The sequence below is a fragment of the Pedobacter sp. PF22-3 genome, assembly GCF_026239555.1.
GTDB lineage: Bacteria > Bacteroidota > Bacteroidia > Sphingobacteriales > Sphingobacteriaceae > Pedobacter.
The window spans coordinates 60,199-75,998 of record NZ_JAPIVP010000006.1 but is presented as its reverse complement, the minus strand read 5'-3'; the positions used below and the strand labels follow the sequence as shown (position 1 = coordinate 75,998).

The window sequence follows — 15,800 nt, the reverse complement described above, 5'->3', positions numbered from 1 at the left end:
AAAAATGATGGCACGGCGCGAAGAGAGGTTATTCACATTTTGTAATGGGTATACACACTATAGGCTAGTGCCCCAGAAGCTGAAAATTAAATTTGTTTTGGTTGATCTGGATAGCAGGTTGCTGTAGGCTTTATTAAGCGTTACATCCGGCTTTACGATACGATCTTTTTTTATCCTACAGTCATGCTCCCGCGCTCAAAAAAGAATCCCCTCTACAATCCGGTTTAGAAAGATGGTTTTTTGGTACTATTTAGGGCCACATGGTACACAGAATCAATCCCCATTTAAAAATTGCTCGAAAGTAGCAATTGTACATAAGCTATTGAGCTTATATGACCTTAAGTGGTAAAGAGGAAAAAAAGATCTTTCAATGCGTTTAGGATGACAAATCATTCCATCTCTCGGCTGGTGTTTCACCTGCCGAGATCTATTTTTTTTTGGAAAGCAGGGTTCTGTAAGTTTTATTAAGTGTTAATCCGGCTTTCCGATACGATCTTTTTTTATCCTACAGCCATGCCCTGCACAAAAAAGGATCTCCTCTACAATCCGGTTTAGAAAAATGGTTTTGTGGTACTACTTAGGGTTGCAGGGTGCACAGAATCAATCACCATTTAAAAATTTGCTCAAAAGCAACAATTGTACATAAGCTATTGAGCTTATATGACCTTAAGTGGTAAAGAGGAAAAAAAAATCTTTCAATGCGTTTAGGATGACAAATCATTCCATCTCTCGGCTGGTGTTTCACCTGCCGAGATCTAATTTTTTTTTTGGAAAGCAGGGTTCTGTAAGTTTTATTAAGTGTTAATCCGGCTTTCCGATACGATCTTTTTTGCCCTACAGCCATGCCCTGCACAAAAAAGGATCTCCTCTACAATCCGGTTTAGAAAAATGGTTTTGTGGTACTATTTAGGGTTGCAGGGTGCACAGAATCAATTACCATTTAAATTGCTCAAAAGCAACAATTGTACATAAGCTATTGAGCTTATATTACCTTAAATGCCTTACGTGCTAAAAGAGGAAAAAAAACCTTCACTGCGTTCAGAATGACAGATATCAACCGGTGCCTTAACAGCCGAAACCTAAATTTACTCGTGTTGATTTGGAAAGCAGGGTTCGGTAAATACCGCAGAAAAGCATAGCAGATTATATGCGCTGAAAACGGCCAACTTAGAACTGAAAACTGATTATCTTTCCAGCCTATCCTCAACAAAAGCAAATGGTATTAAACTCTTTACACTAGGCACTTTTAGAACTTCGCCGTTTAAACAATAAAAAATGACCTCAATCGGTGCATTTTGTTTACGCTCAAATTCTACCATTACCTGTAAGCAACCTCCGCAAGAAGTTACTGGCTTTAAAATCTCAAAATTATCGGTCTGCGCGGTAATCGCCATACTTTCTATCACAGCGTCAGGATAAAGAGAACCAATACTAAAAAGTGCCACACGCTCTGCACAAAGACCTGATGGATAGGCTAAATTTTCCTGGTTGCTGCCTAAAATGATTTCGCCTGAGGCCAGGCGAATAGCTGTACCCACCCTGAATTTAGAATATGGAGAATAAGAAGTACGTAGTGCCTGTTCTGAACGCTCACAAAGGGCTCTATCGGCCAATGTCAATTCTGAAATGCCGGCATACTGTTCAAAAGTTATATTAAGATTTATTGAATTCATTTTAAAGTGATTATGCAACCGCCAATGTTAAATTTTTATGGCGGGCGAACAATTTAGTTTATTTTTTGTATTATTTAGTAAACCTGCCTTAAAATTAATTTTACTGGCATGCTTTAAGCATTTATCAAAACACCAAACACGCTTAGCTTTGAATAAATACGTACGCAAAAGTCTTAAAATTTTATTGTGGGTAATTGCCTCCATCATCATCCTGGTTATTAGCATAGCCCTGTCCCTAAATATTCCAGCTGTTCAAAATTTTGTTAAAGGGAAAGCCATCAACTATCTTAAAAACAAAACCAAAACGGAAGTCAGTTTGGAAAGTATCAAAATTGCTTTGCCAAAAGATGTGGTTTTAAACAAATTTTACATCGAAGACCGGAAAGGCGATACCTTATTGTATGCCGAAAAACTTGCGGTAGACATTAGTTTATTTAAACTGCTAAAAAACACAGTTGAAATCAATAACATTGAACTTAAGAATGTGCGTGCCAATGTGAAGCGCATCACTCCAGATACAACCTTTAACTTTTCTTTCCTGGTTGACGCTTTTGCAAGCGATCAGAAAAAACCAGAAGAAAAAATAAAAAAAGACACCACTTCTACGCTAAAATTCTCTGTTGATAAAGTTTCTTTCGAAGATATTGGCATTAATTACCGGGATGATGTTGCAGGTAATGATGTGAAATTATATCTAGGCGCTTTTAAAACCAAAATAAAAGATTTCGACCTGGCCAATCAGCATTATGTCATTAAAGAGTTAAGCCTGGTGAATACCTCTTTACGTTATTTACAGCAAAAACCATTGGTCAAATTGGTGCAGCATATTACCAATAGTGTAGATAGTACTGAAAAAAAACAGGGTAAACTGCCATTAATAGAAGTGCAGAATTTCGTTTTCAGCAATGTAAAGGTTAATTATAACGACCAGATTTCGACTACTAAAGCTGTTGCTGATGTAAACGATCTGGGTCTGGTAAACCTGAAAGTAGATTTAACCAATAGTAAATATTCGGTAGATGATGCCCATTTAAATAAATCGAATATTCTTTTTGCATTTAAGCCCGCACCAAGTAACGATTTAAAGAAAGTTAAAGATACTGTAGTTGCCGAAAAATCCCCTTTGGGTTTAATCATTAAGAACATTAGTTTAGCCGATAACGATGTACAGTTCGATAACCTGGGTGCAAAACCTGCACCTAAAGGTATTGACTTTAACCATCTTAAAATAAATCAACTAAACTTAGGTGCAAGCGATGTAAGCTATAGTGCAGCAGGAATAAAAGCAAATGTTAAAAATGGTTCGTTGAAAGAAAAGAGCGGCTTTGTTCTGGATGAACTACGTGGTGATGCGGTATATAATGATAAACAGATCAAGCTGAGCAATTTCATCCTGAAAACACCAAATACCGCCATTGAAAACGCTACTGAGTTAAATTTTACCTCAATGGAGGATTTGACTAAACACCCTGAACGCGTAAAATTGAATATTGCCCTCAAAAACACGACCATTGGTTTAAAAGATGCCGGATATTTTAGCAATGCCATACCAGCAAATTATCGCAACGAAAAAATAAAAATCAATGCTGATGTTAATGGCTATCTGAACGACCTGAATATTCCAAGACTACAGATCAGCGGCTTAAAAAACACACAGATTGATATCAGTGGAAAAGCAAAAGGTCTACCCGATATTAAAAAAACCTTTCTCGATTTAAACATAAAAAAACTTCATCTTACCAAAGGTGACATTTTGGTGGCTGTGCCGAAAAAATCGATTCCACCTTCAATTGAACTGCCTAACCTAATTGATGCGAAAGGTAATTTTAAAGGTTCAATGACCGATTTTAACACCAACCTGAACATTAATACCGATATGGGTGGCGCTGTGGTTGTTGCCAGCATGAATGGCCCTAAGGGGAAAGAAAATTATAAGGCAGATGTCAGTTTGAATAACTTCAACGTAGGCAGGCTGTTAAAAATGCAACCTAAACTCGGCCGCGTTTCAGTTAAGGCCAATGTGGCGGGTACGGGCCTTGATCCTAAAAAAATAAATGCGAAGTTTAATGCCAAAGTATTAAATGCTTATTACAATAAATACACCTACCACAATTTAGTTCTTGCCGGGGATTACAGCAACCAGCGCATCAACATCAAAAGCAGCATGCCCGATAGCAATGCCAACTTTAATTTAAATGCGAAAGTAAATCTTGCAGGTAAATATCCAGCGGTAAAAGCTGACCTGAACTTAAAACAGGTAAACCTTCAGGCTTTAAACTTTAGCCCAACGGTTTTAAGTGCTGCAGGAGTAGTTAAAGTAGACCTGGCTACAGCCGATGCCGATTATTTGAACGGATCGGTTGATGTTACCGGATTACAACTGGTAAAAGATAAACAAAGAATTAATGTTGATACAATTTCGATCCGTGCAAAATCTACCGCAACCGAAAACGAGCTGACACTTAAATCGGAAGTACTTTCAGCAAAAATCGATGGTAAATACCAGCTGACTAAAGTGGGCAGTGCAATCATTAACGAAATCAATAAATATTATGCTTTTGGTACGGTTACAAAGGTTCCCGATCAGCGTTTAAGATTTTTTGTTCAGGTTTATGATTCTAAATTATTAAAGAATTTTGTGCCTGAGCTAACGGTATTTAAACCATCTCAGTTTTACGGATTGATTGATACGCAAAAAGATAGCCTGCAGATTAGAGGTAATTTCCCTCAGGTTGTTTATGGAGATTTTAAAGTAGATACGACGGTTTTAAACATCAATAACGATAACAATAAATTAGACTACAGCTTAACTGTTAAAGCCCTTCAAAGTCCATCCGTTGCGCTTTTCAATACCGAAATAAGTGGCGATGCTGCCAATAACAATTTAGGTGTTAACATTTTCTTACGAGATAGGCAGAAAAAAGACAAATATGTTATTGGCGGTAATTTCCAATCGATCAATAAAGATTTTAAATTCTCTTTAGATCCGCAGAAACTTTTGCTCGATTATCAAAAATGGGTGGTTTCTCAGGATAACTATATCCAGTTCGGTGCATCGGGCATATTGGTTAACCAGTTTCAGATCAGCAATAATGGACAGTCATTATCCATCAACAGCAATCCCACTCAACCCAATGCACCTTTAGCTGTCGCATTCAAAGATTTCCAACTGGAAACCTTAACTAAATTTGCCGAAACTGATACGACTTTAGTTGGTGGCCGTTTAAACGGAACCGCGAATGTTAAAGATTTGGCCAGTACACCAAAATTCGAAGCAAATTTAACCATCGACCAGTTGCGTTACCAGAAAGATCAGCTGGGCACCTTACGTTTAGCAGTTAACAACAATACCGAAAATGCCTTCGAGGTAAATGTAGCCTTAACTGGTGTTCATGAACTAAGGGTAAATGGATTTTATTATACTGCACCGAAAAGCGCTTTAGATCTTACCGTGAATATCGATAAGATCGAAATGAAGAATATTGAGAGTTTATCTGCAGGTCAGCTTAAAAATGGAACAGGTACCCTTACAGGCGCACTCAGTGTTAAAGGTGAATTAACTGCTCCGAAAATATTGGGCGATTTAACTTTCAATAATGCAGGAATCAGGGTGGCATACGTAAATTCATATTTCCGCATGCCTAATGAGAAGATTTCATTTACAAACGAAGGGATCAGTTTTAATAACTTTACCCTGATCGATTCCTTAAATCAGAAAGCGACCATCAATGGAAAAGTTTACACCAGCAATTTCAGAAATTATCGTTTTGGCTTAGATATCAAAATGAATAACTTCAGGGCAATCAATTCTACCGCAGCTGATAATGATCTCATTTATGGAACGGTATTTTTAACCAGCGACATTAAAGTACGCGGCGATTTGAACCAGCCAGATGTGAACATGAATGTTAGGGTTAACAAGGGCACAAAATTCTTCTTTGCCCTGCCAACAAGCGATCCTTCAATCATAGATCAGGAAGGAATTGTGCAGTTTATTGATGCTGATACACCACCATTTAACGGCCAGAAGGCTTTAAAAGTAGACAGTGTAAGTAAAGCCGCCATGAAAGGAATTAACCTGGTTGCAGCCATTACCATCGATCCTGAAGCAGAACTGAATGTGGTGGTAGATCCATCAAATGGCGATGCCCTGAATATCAAAGGTGAGGCAGATCTTAACGCAACGATGGATCAGAGTGGTAAAATCAGTTTAACTGGCCGTTATGAAATTATAGATGGTTCTTACAATTTATCGGTTGGTCCGTTGGGCAAAAAAGCTTTTAAACTGGTTAAAGGAAGTACCATTGTCTGGACGGGTGAGCCTACCTCGGCCAATGTAAATTTAACGGCATTATACGAAGTGAATGCGGCACCTATCGACCTGATCAATGAGCCGGATAATATCCAGGCCAAAACCAAATTGCCCTTCCAGGTTTATTTGATGATGAAAGGTGAACTGTTGAAGCCCATCATTTCTTTCAAACTTGATTTGCCGGAAAATGAGCGCGGGGCACTAAATGGTACGGTTTACACTAAATTAATCAACGTAAACCGCGATGAAAGTGAATTGAATAAACAGGTTTTTGCACTATTGGCATTGAACAGGTTTATCGCCAATAATCCTTTCCAAAGTTTGGCAGGCGGTGGCGGTGGCGTTTCTACCCTGGCGAGATCGAGTGTGAGTAAATTATTGACAGAACAGTTAAACAACCTCGCTTCCGATTTAATTCAAGGTGTAGAACTGAACTTTGGCGTTAATTCATCAGAAGATTATTCTACCGGATCACTTCAACAGAAAACTGATCTCGAAGTTGGTTTATCTAAAAAATTATTAAATGATAGGCTGACTGTTACGGTAGGTAGCTCTTTTGCATTGGAAGGGCCGCAGGCACCAGGCGAAAAATCTACAGATATCGGCGGGAACGTTAATGTTGAATATGCTTTATCGGCAGATGGAAGATATAGATTAAGGGCTTACCGCCGAAACCAAAACGATGTAATTGTACAGGGGCAGATTATCGAAACCGGTTTAGGTTTTACCCTGGTAGTAGATTACAATAAATTCAGAGAGATTTTCCAGAAAAAACGCAACAGAAGAAACATTGAACAAAAACCTAAAAATGAAACAACTAATTAGACCATTTTTATTTGTACTGGCCTGCTTAGTTTGGGCTGCTTGTAGCTCTACCAAATCGTTAAAGCCGGGACAACATTTATATACAGGTGCTGAAGTAAAGATCAATCCTGATTCATCAGGCAAAATTGAAGATGAAAAACAGGTAAAAAGTGATTTGGAAAGCAAAACAAGACCCCGTCCGAATAAATCCATTTTAGGCATAAAATATAAACTTGGCATTTACAACCTGGCAGGCGAACCTAAAAAGCCAAAAGGCTTTAGAAACTGGCTGCGCAAACAGGGTGAACCACCTGTACTGTTGAGTGAGGTAAAACTCAAGTATAACAATGATGTGCTTACCAGCTATTTAATCAGCGAAGGTTATTTACAGGCTACTGTTACCGGTGATACAGTAGTGAAAGATAAAAAAGGTAAAGCCGTTTACACTGCAGAAACTGGTAACCGATATAAAATCAACAAAGTTACCTTCCCGCCCGATACCGGGGTTTTAACCAAAATTATTAATCAGAACAAAAATAAAACCTTAATAAAGGTAGGCGATTATTACGACCTCGACAATTATAAAAATGAGCGCATCAGGATCGATAACGACCTTAAAGAACAGGGGTATTTTTATTTTAGTCCTGATTACCTGATTATGCAGGTCGACAGTACCATTGGTAAAAACCTGGTGAATGTGAATATTAAAGTTAAAGACATTGCACCAGATGCCGGATTGAAACCTTACACCATCAGGGATATCAATATTTACCCAAGTTATAGCCTACGCAGAGATACTATATTAAGAAAGTTAAAACCGCTTGAATATCACGATTTCAACATTTATGATGATCGCAATACCTTTAAACCAAGATTATTTGATCGTTTGGTCTTCTTTCAAAAAGGCGAACGTTACAACCGTAAAGATCATAATCAATCATTAAACAGAATGGTAAATATCGGCGCTTTCAGGGATGTCAGGGCTGAATTCTTACCTGTTGATAGTTTCAAAAATAATGAGTTGGACCTGAACATTTACCTTACGCCATTAAAGAAAAACTCGTTGAGCTTTTCGGTTACCGGTACCAGTAAATCGAACAATTTTGTGGGTTCAGAAGTAAAAGTTACCCAAACGACCAGGAATTTATTCAGGGGTGCAGAGCAATTGGATGTAAGTGTTAGTGGTGGTTTCGAAACACAGGTTAGGGGTACATCGCTAGGCCGAAATTCACTATCATTTACAGCTGAAGGAAAACTAACCTTCCCACGGTTTATCGTACCATTTTACAAGCCTAACAGCACAACAGCTTTTATCCCTAAAACCATTACATCACTTTCTTATCAGATGCTTAACCGTGGATCTGAGTACACCCTAAATGCATTTAAAGGTGAATTTGGATATAATTTTAAAGAGAATCAATATAAAGAGCATAACTTCAACCCGATCTCTATTAGTTATATCGCTACAGGCTTTCCTAGTGATAAAAAAAGAGACAGTTTATTTGATGCAAACCCGCTGTTAAGAAGTACACTCGAAAACCAATTCATTATTGGAAGTAATTACAACTTTACCTATACCAACCAAATGGAAACCAACCGCCGTAATAACGTTTATTTTTATGGCGGCTTGGAAACAGGTGGTAATGTTTGGGGATTGTTTACACCAACCAACGACAAAGGACAAAAAACTTTATTTAATACACCATTAACTCAATTTATACGGGCAGAAGCCGATTTAAGAGATTTCTATAAGATTAACCGTAACCTGATCTGGGCGAACCGGTTAAATTTGGGTTATGGTTACGCTTATGGCAATAGTACATCATTACCATTTGTAAGACAGTTTTTTGCTGGTGGTAGTAACGATATCAGGGCCTTTCCGGCGCGTACCTTAGGTCCGGGTACTTATAAAGTGCCTGATGATGCAATTTTTGCCGATCAGGGTGGTGATATTAAGTTAATGCTTAATTCAGAATTGCGATTTAAGATTGTAAGTGTATTATATGGCGCATTGTTTGTAGATGCTGGAAATATCTGGCTTAGGAAAGAAGATCTTGGAGAGCCTGGCAAACCAGAGACGGCCAGGCTGGGATCAGGCTTTAAATTGAAAAATGCTTTTAATGAATTAGCTGTAGGTACTGGCGCCGGTTTACGTGTAGATGCAACAATCTTTGTAGTTCGTTTGGATGTGGCCTTTCCAGTGCGCAAACCATATCTGCCCGAAGGACAAAGATGGGTATTTGATGATATTGCCTTTGGCAACAAAGATTGGCGTAAACAAAATTTAATTTTTAACATAGGCATAGGCTATCCGTTTTAATTTTCCGATGAAAGTAATCAACAAGATCAAAAATTTCTTTATAGCGCTTTATCACCTTTTTATTGCTGCCGGAAAAGGTTTTGTAGAAGATCGGGTAACTAAATTAAGTGCTTCACTTGCCTATTACACCATTTTTTCGCTTACGCCACTAATTATTATCCTCCTCTCAGCAGCCACTTTATTTTTTGGCGACACAAGAAACCAAAAAACAAGAGTTCAGTTTTATGGGCAGGTTACCGAAATGGTTGGCAAAGACGCTGCTGCACAAATTCAGGGTTTTGTGGAACATGCCAATAAATCGGGCCAATCTACCATTGGTTTAATCATCGGTATAGGTACGCTGATCATCGGATCCACCGCTATTTTTATTGAAATACAAGATAGCATCAACATGATCTGGAAAGTTAAGGCAGTACCTAAAAAAGGTTGGCTAAAAATGCTTTCTAACCGATTATTGTCTTTTTCTTTAATTGTATCAATGGGCTTTTTATTGCTGGTATCGCTGGTGGTAAATAGTATAGTGGTGGGTTTAGGCTCAAAATTGGCGAACCTGGTTTCGCAAAGCGAAATAAAGGAAGTTATTCCTGTTGCAAATGACACCATGGCCTTAATGATTTATATTTTGAACAACGTAATTACGCTTACTGCTGTAACAGCCGTTTTTGCTGTTATTTTTAAAGTCTTGCCTGATGTGATCATCCGATGGAAATCGGCAATAACTGGGGCTTTATTTACTGCTGTTCTTTTCAGTTTGGGTAAATACCTGATTGGGATTTATATCGAAAAAGGCAATCCAGGTTCTGCTTTTGGTGCTGCCAGCTCCATCATCGTTATTTTATTGTGGATTTATTATACCTCAATTATACTCTATTTCGGTGCAGAATTTACTCAGGCCTACGCCGAAAAATATGATAACGGCATTGCCCCTAGTAAATATGCCGTATTTACAAAAATCACCATTGTAGAAAAAAAGGTAGATGTATTGCCTCCTCAGCACCCAGAAAATACGGTAAATGCACCTAAAGAGTAATTACCCATTTGAGATCATCCGTCATCCTGAACTTGTTCAGGATCTTTCCAAAAAACGGTTATCGCTAAGAAATGCTGTTTTTAAAAAGCTCAATAGCTGATTAATAAAAACCTAAAAAATCTCTTCACTTCGCGTTGCTTCGGTCGAGATAACGATTCTTCTATTGGAGTCTGTCAATGTAGTATCTGGTTCTAAGAATCTTTTCTACGAAAGCCCATTAACCAAAGAAGTCAAGTTTTAGAAACTTGACTTCTTTTATATGCGGGATTCAGGCAAAATTCCAAAACATGCCATCCTGAGCGTAGTCGAAGGATATTCCCCTAAGCTACCTCTTCCGTAATCACTTTAGGTTCTTCGGTTACCTCATCCTTCTCTATCCTCAGGTTACGGATAATATGCTGCTGCCTGTCTGGGGTATTTTTCCCCATATAATATTCTAACAAGCTTTTAATTGTCTGATCTTTTAAAATAACGGGATCCAACCTGATGTCTTTCCCAATAAACAAACCAAATTCGTCCGGAGAAATTTCACCCAGTCCTTTAAATCGGGTTATTTCTGGTTTATTGCCCAGTTTTGCAATGGCGTTTTTACGTTCTTCATCACTATAACAATAAATGGTTTCTTTTTTATTCCGAACCCGAAAAAGTGGTGTCTGCAAAATGTAAACATGGCCAGCTTTTACCAGATCAGGGAAAAACTGAAGGAAGAAAGTCATCATCAACAAACGGATGTGCATACCATCTACATCGGCATCTGTTGCAATTACAATATTATTATAATGCAATCCTTCTAAACCATCCTCGATATTTAAAGCGTGCTGTAGCAGGTTAAACTCCTCATTTTCGTAAACCACTTTTTTGGTCAGCTCGTAACAGTTAAGCGGTTTCCCTTTCAAACTAAATACTGCCTGGGTATCTACATCGCGCGATTTGGTGATCGAACCCGATGCCGAATCTCCCTCGGTAATAAACAAGGTTGTTTCATATCGTTTCTCGTGCGTAGTATTAAAATGAACCTTACAATCGCGCAATTTTTTATTATGTAACGAGGCTTTTTTTGCCCTATCGTTCGCCAGTTTTTTAATGCCCGCAATATCCTTACGCTCCCGCTCCGATTGCATAATCCTTTTTAACAGGGCATCGGCAACATCAGGATTTTTGTGCAGATAATCATCCAGTTCTTTTTTAACAAAATCGTTGATGAAAGTAGCTACAGATGGTCCTTCCGGCCCCATATTCTGAGAACCCAGTTTGGTTTTGGTTTGCGATTCGAAAACGGGTTCCTGTACGCGCACAGAAATGGCTGCAATAATGGACGAACGCACATCAGCTGCATCAAACTCTTTTTTGAAAAACTCACGGATAGTTTTCACCACCGCCGCTCTAAATGCCGCCTGGTGGGTTCCACCTTGCGTAGTGTGCTGTCCGTTTACAAATGAGTGGTAATCCTCGCCATATTGCTGCCCGTGGGTCATGGCAATTTCAATATCAGGTCCAATCATGTGAATAATCGGGTACCTGATTTCCTCGGGTTTATTAAATTTAGAAAGCAGGTCGTAAAGGCCTCTTTCCGAAAAATATTTCTGATTATTGAAATTTATCGTTAAACCTGTATTTAAGAAAACATAGTTCCAAACCATGCTTTCCACAAAATCGGGTATATAATGATAATTTCTGAAGATAGTTTCGTCTGGATAAAAAGTAATGGCGGTGCCGTTACGTTGCGTGGTATCAATTACCGGATTTTCGGTTACAATCTCACCTTTAGAAAATTCTACTTTTTTGGTTTTTCCATCGCGATACGATTGAACGGTAAAACTGGTAGACAATGCATTTACTGCTTTTGTACCCACACCATTTAAACCTACCGATTTTTGGAAAGCATTGCTATCATATTTACCACCAGTATTGATTTTGCTTACACAATCGATTACTTTGCCCAATGGAATACCCCGGCCATAATCGCGAACATTTACTTTTTGCTCGGACAGTGTAATTTCGATGGTTTTTCCGGTCCCCATTACAAACTCATCGATGGAGTTATCTACAATTTCCTTTAACAAAACATAAATACCATCATCTTGTGCAGAGCCATCACCAAGTTTACCGATATACATACCCGGACGTAACCTGATGTGCTCTTTCCAATCTAATGAGCGAATACTGTCGTCGTTATAAATTACTTCTGCCATAATGTGTTCATCTGTTCTTCAATGAAAAACCCTGCATTTTTTTGATTTGCAAAGTGATGAAGAATTTGTAGAAATAACCCTGATGATTGAAACAAAAACATTTCCAAATAAGTTCCTCAGAATTATTATACAATAATAGATTTATTCTGTGAGGCAAACAAAAGAAAGTTTCAACATATAAACATGGATGATGGAATATGTAAAATGGATAAGGGTACATAGCTTGATCGTAAATAGTGTGGAAGTTGATAAGCTCATGTTTTTATATGATGATTTGTCAATATCCTATAGGCTATTAGCCTGAGCGATCAAACCATGAACCAAAAGGCCATTAGCTATAAGTTATCTCTCCTCTTCCATCATCCATCTTCCATCTTTACATAATTTCCCTATCTTCATCCCTTTATTTAATACCCTTATTAATGCAACCGAAAAAACAGCTTTCGCTTTTTGATTTATCCATGATTGTGGTGAGTTTAGTTATTGGTATGGGTGTTTTCCGTACACCTGTAAATGTAGCTGCTAAAGCTCAAATTCCTGAATTGTTTTACCTGGCCTGGTTTATCGGTGGTTTTGTGGCTTTTTGCGGGGCATTAACTTATGCCGAAATCGGATCGCGTTTTCCGGTAACCGGTGGCTATTATAAAATCTTCTCGGTGGCCTACCATCCTTCTATTGCTTTTGCCATTAATTGCATTGTGATTATTTCAAGCGCGGCATCGGTAGCGGCCATATCTATTATTGGAGCAGAGTACCTGAGCAAGATCATTTTACCGCCAGCAATACAAACCGAAACATCCAGGATAGCCATAGCCATTACCACCATTCTGGTTTTTTATTTGATTAATCTGTTAGGCTTAAAAGCGAGTGCCAAAACGCAAAATATATTAACGGTAATTAAAATCGGGATGATTTTAACGCTCATTTGCGCAATATTTTTTGGTAAACAAACACAAACCATTATACCCATTTTTAAATCAGCAAAAGGGGCTTTACCAAACTGGTCTGATTATGGAAAAGCTTTAGGCCTTTGCTTAATTGCCGTTTCTTTTTCTTACGCAGGTTATGCACAAACCATCAACTTTGGTGGCGAAGTTAAAGAAGCCAAAAAAGTAATTCCACGTTCTATTATTATCGGTTTAACCATTATTTTGATTCTTTACCTGGCTATCAACTATGTATATGTGAGGGTAATCGGTTTCGAAGAATTAAAATCGGCAGAAAGTATAGCGGCAATATTGGCTTCAAAAATATTTGGTCCGGCAGGATTTAGTGTACTCTCTGTTATCATATTTATCTCGGTAATGGGCTATGTTAATGTAAATCTGTTGAGCAACCCAAGGGCAATGTTTGCCATGGGCGAAGAGGGTGCCCTGCCCAAAATATTCAGCAGGATGAATAAAAAAACAGAAGTAATTACGGTTAGTTTAACCGTTTTCACCTTGATTGCAGTGGTGATTATTTTCTATGCCAAAACCTTCGATAAAATTTTAAACTATACCATTTTCTTAGAAAGCATCAGTATGGCCAGTTCGGCAGCCACAATTTTTATTCTTCGAAAAAGAACAGCACATCTTGATAAAAAAAACATCTATACTGTCCCTTTATATCCTATATTGCCTATCATATTTATTGCTGCTTATACTTTTGTTGCCTTCAGCATTTACGCTGATGATCAAAATGCAGCACTTAATGGTTTATATATTTTTATTGGCTTTCTGGCGATTTATTTTGTGAGTAGGTGGTTTAAGAAAAAATAGTTTTAATTTGAAAAGCAATTGCAGCGCTGGTTGGTTTCGATAGTCCCGCCATACGCTACAATCTTTTTGTTATTGTCATCCTGAGCCTGTAGAAGGTGCTACAAAAAGTATTTTTGCTCCTGTCGGGTTTAAGATAGAAAGGCAGACCTAAGTAAAATAAACCTGATTGGAATGAACATGAAGCGCAGCGAAATAAAATGGAAAGCAGGACTGATCTAACCGATTACACAGCAACTTGCTTTACAAAAAAACATAAAAGAACTTAAAAAAATTAATGAACAAAACACTCTCCTTAAAACAAGAAATTGCTTATGCTGCCGGTATGATCGGTTGGAGTACGATGACCAATATCATCATCGTTATGCTTCCCTATTTCTACCTGCCCCCAAGTAATGCCGGCTTACCACCTTTGGTACCACAACTTGTTTTATTGGGTGCATTTAATATCCTTTCTATAATTGCTGCCTCGGGTAGGTTGGTAGATGCCATTTATGATCCTTTCATCGCCTCAAGAAGTGATGCGAGCACCAATAAAAACGGCCGCAGGATGCCTTTTATGAAATGGGCTATTGTGCCGTCTATGCTTTTCTGCGGACTGGTTTTTTATCCCATCCAAAAAACAGAAAGCTTGCATAATGCCTGGTGGCTCACCATTACCCTTTGTTTATTTTTTATATCGGTTACCACGTATATTATTCCCTATAATGCTTTACTGGCCGAAGTAACCAACACACCGAGGCAAAAAGTTAAACTATCCAGCTACCAGCAGGTAGGCTTCGTTATCGGCATTATTTTATCGGCCTGCACCAACAACTTTGCCGATTTGGTTGAGGCTAATTTTCATGTGGCCAACCGCAGCGAAGCCATTCAGGCGGCAATATGGGGTTTGTGTGTCCTCTCCGGATTGGTGATGTTATTACCGGTTTTTTTCATTAATGAAAAAGAATTTACGGTAGCCAAACCCACGCACGTTCCGTTATGGCCAGCTATAAAAAGCACTTTTAAAAATAGTAATTTTAAATACTACCTTATTTCTGATTTTGCCTTTTATACCGCACTGAGTATTATATCAAGCGGTTTATTATTCTTTTGTACGGTTTTATTGGGTCTGCCGGAATCAGAAGGCGGCAAATTTATGGGTGCCATGGTCATGGCTTCTTTGTTATTTTATCCGCTGGTAAATTTCGGTTCTGCCAGAATTGGGAAAAAACCTTTTGTATTGCTTGCCTTTGGTGTATTGTGCTTAATCTTCGTTACTATTTTCTTTTTAGGTAAATTACCATTTGGTCCATATACACAAATATACATTCTGGTATTATCGGCCTCTTTTCCATTAGCAGCACTTGGTATTTTACCTACTGCAATTTTAGCCGATATTGCCCAAAAAGACACTTTAAAAACAGGCGAAAACCACGAAGGCATGTTCTTCGCGGTGAAATATCTTTTTGTAAAACTTGGTCAAACCCTGGGGATTGCCATTTTCGCTATGCTTACCATTTATGGTAAAGATCCGGGCAATGATTACGGATTAAGGCTAAACGGTGTGGTAGGTTTCGGTCTTTGTTTGATAGCGCTGTTGGTTTTCAGCAGGTTTAAGGAAGAGAAATAGTTTGGCGTTAAGCGTTTTGAGTTGGGAGTCGATGCAATCTAATAACCTAAGCTCCTTAATAAAATTTGCGCTAGAATATCAGATTTTTTGGAAAGCAGTT

General features: G+C 38.3%; 7 protein-coding genes. 5 read left to right on the top strand and 2 right to left on the bottom strand.

Annotated features, from left to right (window positions below; all coding sequences use genetic code 11):
• Positions 1-1,184: 1,184 nt before the first annotated feature.
• On the bottom strand, positions 1,185-1,673 hold the full coding sequence (locus OQX63_RS09880; RefSeq protein ID WP_265850708.1) for a cytidine deaminase: 489 nt from the start codon (positions 1,671-1,673) through the stop codon (positions 1,185-1,187).
• A 148-nt stretch (positions 1,674-1,821) separates the two neighbouring features.
• Between OQX63_RS09880 and OQX63_RS09875 the strand changes: the two genes are divergently transcribed.
• Genes OQX63_RS09875 through OQX63_RS09865 form a run of 3 tightly spaced genes read left to right on the top strand, consistent with a single transcriptional unit; the run spans position 1,822 to position 10,139 of the window.
• Complete coding sequence (locus OQX63_RS09875) at positions 1,822-6,810, top strand: translocation/assembly module TamB domain-containing protein (RefSeq protein WP_265850707.1); 4,989 nt, start codon at positions 1,822-1,824, stop codon at positions 6,808-6,810.
• Positions 6,794-9,109, top strand: a complete 2,316-nt coding sequence (locus OQX63_RS09870; RefSeq protein WP_265850706.1) for a BamA/TamA family outer membrane protein — start codon at positions 6,794-6,796, stop codon at positions 9,107-9,109. The genes OQX63_RS09875 and OQX63_RS09870 overlap by 17 nt, the downstream gene beginning before the upstream one ends.
• Positions 9,110-9,116: 7 nt before the next feature.
• Positions 9,117-10,139 carry a YihY/virulence factor BrkB family protein gene (locus OQX63_RS09865; protein ID WP_265850705.1) on the top strand — a complete coding sequence of 341 codons (1,023 nt, stop codon included), beginning with the start codon at positions 9,117-9,119 and terminating at the stop codon, positions 10,137-10,139.
• 320 nt (positions 10,140-10,459) lie between these two features.
• Here the strand turns inward: OQX63_RS09865 and OQX63_RS09860 are convergent, their stop codons facing one another.
• Positions 10,460-12,331: a DNA topoisomerase IV subunit B gene (locus OQX63_RS09860; RefSeq protein ID WP_265850704.1), complete on the bottom strand. Its 1,872-nt coding sequence runs from the start codon at positions 12,329-12,331 to the stop codon at positions 10,460-10,462.
• A gap of 422 nt (positions 12,332-12,753) precedes the next feature.
• Here OQX63_RS09860 and OQX63_RS09855 point away from each other — a divergent pair, with 422 nt between their 5' ends.
• Positions 12,754-14,091, top strand: a complete 1,338-nt coding sequence (locus OQX63_RS09855; protein WP_265850703.1) for an APC family permease — start codon at positions 12,754-12,756, stop codon at positions 14,089-14,091.
• 274 nt (positions 14,092-14,365) lie between these two features.
• The gene (locus OQX63_RS09850; RefSeq protein ID WP_265850702.1) at positions 14,366-15,700 is read left to right on the top strand and encodes an MFS transporter; all 1,335 of its coding nucleotides are present in this window, start codon (positions 14,366-14,368) and stop codon (positions 15,698-15,700) included.
• Positions 15,701-15,800 lie beyond the last annotated feature (100 nt).

Coding starts and splice junctions, on each gene's coding strand:
- OQX63_RS09850 (WP_265850702.1), top strand. CDS start 14,366: ATGAACAAAACACTCTCCTTAAAACAAGAAATTGCTTATGCTGCCGGT.
- OQX63_RS09870 (WP_265850706.1), top strand. CDS start 6,794: ATGAAACAACTAATTAGACCATTTTTATTTGTACTGGCCTGCTTAGTT.
- OQX63_RS09855 (WP_265850703.1), top strand. CDS start 12,754: ATGCAACCGAAAAAACAGCTTTCGCTTTTTGATTTATCCATGATTGTG.
- OQX63_RS09880 (WP_265850708.1), bottom strand. CDS start 1,673: ATGAATTCAATAAATCTTAATATAACTTTTGAACAGTATGCCGGCATT.
- OQX63_RS09865 (WP_265850705.1), top strand. CDS start 9,117: ATGAAAGTAATCAACAAGATCAAAAATTTCTTTATAGCGCTTTATCAC.
- OQX63_RS09860 (WP_265850704.1), bottom strand. CDS start 12,331: ATGGCAGAAGTAATTTATAACGACGACAGTATTCGCTCATTAGATTGG.